General features: G+C 75.5%; 3 protein-coding genes. 1 reads left to right on the top strand and 2 read right to left on the bottom strand.

Annotation, left to right across the window (positions count from 1 at the left end):
- A partial coding sequence (locus ABZ641_RS36205) for a carboxymuconolactone decarboxylase family protein (RefSeq protein ID WP_359988734.1) occupies nt 1-317 on the bottom strand: 317 nt, incomplete at its 3' end.
- 171 nt (nt 318-488) lie between these two features.
- Here ABZ641_RS36205 and ABZ641_RS36200 point away from each other — a divergent pair.
- Entirely contained in the window at nt 489-1,418 is a 930-nt protein-coding gene (locus ABZ641_RS36200; RefSeq protein WP_359988732.1) for an RNA polymerase sigma-70 factor, read from the top strand.
- A gap of 55 nt (nt 1,419-1,473) precedes the next feature.
- Here ABZ641_RS36200 and ABZ641_RS36195 read toward each other — a convergent pair.
- The coding region (locus ABZ641_RS36195; protein WP_359988730.1) for a hypothetical protein at nt 1,474-1,689 on the bottom strand (216 nt) is incomplete at its 5' end.

The following is a 1,689-nucleotide window of genomic DNA, read 5'->3' as shown; positions in this document are numbered from 1 at the left end:
CCCTCGTGGGCGTCGGCGAGCCGGGTGCCCTCCTCGGCGAGCGCGAGCGCGGCCTGCTCCGCCTCGGTGAACACGGTGGACTCGCGCCAGGCGGCGACCAGGTGCAGCCGGGCGGCGTCCTCGCCGGCGGCCGTGGCCTCCTTGGTGTGCATGTCGATGCACCAGCCGCAGCCGTTGATCTGGCTGGCCCGCAGCGAGACCAGTTCCTGGGTGGTCCGCGGCAGCGGCGACTGGTGGATCACCAGGCCGGCGTTGGCGAACCGCTTGGCGAACTTCGCGGCGAGCTCGTTCTCGAACAGGTTGAACCGGGCGTCCATGACGTCGTCCTCACTCGTGGTGTGCACTGGCGACCACAAGATGCCGCCGCCCCGGCCCGTGTGACGGCCCGTCGGTGTGACGAGCGCCACGGCCCGCGGGTGTCACGGGGCGGCGGCGAGCGGCGTCCTGTGGGCGTGACGCGGACGCGAGCGAGCGGGCAGGAGCAGCCGGTGGAGAACGGGCGGAACAGCCGGAGCGGGCGGAGCGGGGCCCCGACGGGGACGGATCCGGCCACCGAGGCGTTCGTCGAGCATCGCAATCTGCTCTTCACCGTCGCGTACGAGATGCTCGGCTCGGCCGCGGACGCGGAGGACGTGCTGCAGGAGACCTGGCTGCGGTGGGCGGGCGTCGACCTCGCCGAGGTGCGGGAGCCCCGCGCCTACCTCGTCCGGATCACCACCCGGCAGGCGCTCGGCCGGCTGCGGACGCTCGGCCGGCGCCGGGAGTCCTACGTCGGGTCCTGGCTGCCGGAGCCGCTGCTCACCGCACCGGACGTCGCCGAGGACGTCGAACTGGCCGACAGCGTCTCGATGGCGATGCTGCTGGTGCTGGAGACGCTCGCGCCGACCGAACGGGCGGTGTTCGTGCTGCGCGAGGTGTTCGACCTCGAGTACGGGGAGATCGCCGAGGCCGTCGGCAAGAGCCCCGCGGCCGTCCGCCAGATCGCGCACCGGGCGCGGGCGCACGTCGCGGCGCGGCGGCCGCGCGGGGCGGTGTCCCCGGCCGAGACCCGGGACGCACTGGACGCGTTCCGGCGGGCGACCGAGACGGGCGACCTGCAGGGCCTGCTCGACATCCTCGCGCCGGACGTCGTCCTGCTGGGCGACGGCGGCGGGATCAAGCAGGCGGTGCTCCGGCCGATCGTGGGCGCCGACAAGGTGGCCCGGCTGCTGGCCGCCGGCTTCGGCCGGCTCACCGCCGACCGCGCGCTCCAGCCGGCCCAGGTCAACGGCTGGCCGGCGCTGGTGCTGCGGCTCGACGGCGAGCTCGACACCGTCCTGGCGCTGCGCTTCGAGGACGGCCTGGTCACCGGCCTCTACGCGGTGCGCAACCCCGAGAAGCTGTCCCGGATGGGGCACGAGACCGAACTCTGCCGCTGAGCCACGGGCCGGGTCGGCCGCCCGCCCGGCGCCCGGTGAGGGGAGCAGAAGGAGGTCAGGGGGTCGGCGGTCCGGCGCGGTGGGCGAGGTGGCGGGTGCGGGCGGTGGAGAGGACGCGGCGGAGGTCGTCTTCCGGGATGTCGGGGGTGGGGGCGGGGGTCCGGCCGGGGTTCTGTCGTGGGCAGTCGCAGGGGCGGCGGTGGGTGCGGCCGTCGGTCGAGGTGTCGAGCAGGTCCGGCAGGGCGGCGAGGCGGGGGTGGGCGCGGACGGC

Origin of the sequence: Kitasatospora sp. NPDC007106, from assembly GCF_040634455.1 — a bacterium.
GTDB lineage: Bacteria > Actinomycetota > Actinomycetes > Streptomycetales > Streptomycetaceae > Kitasatospora > Kitasatospora arboriphila.
The sequence above is the reverse complement of the archived record's forward strand: the minus strand, read 5'-3'. Positions and strand labels throughout refer to the sequence as shown.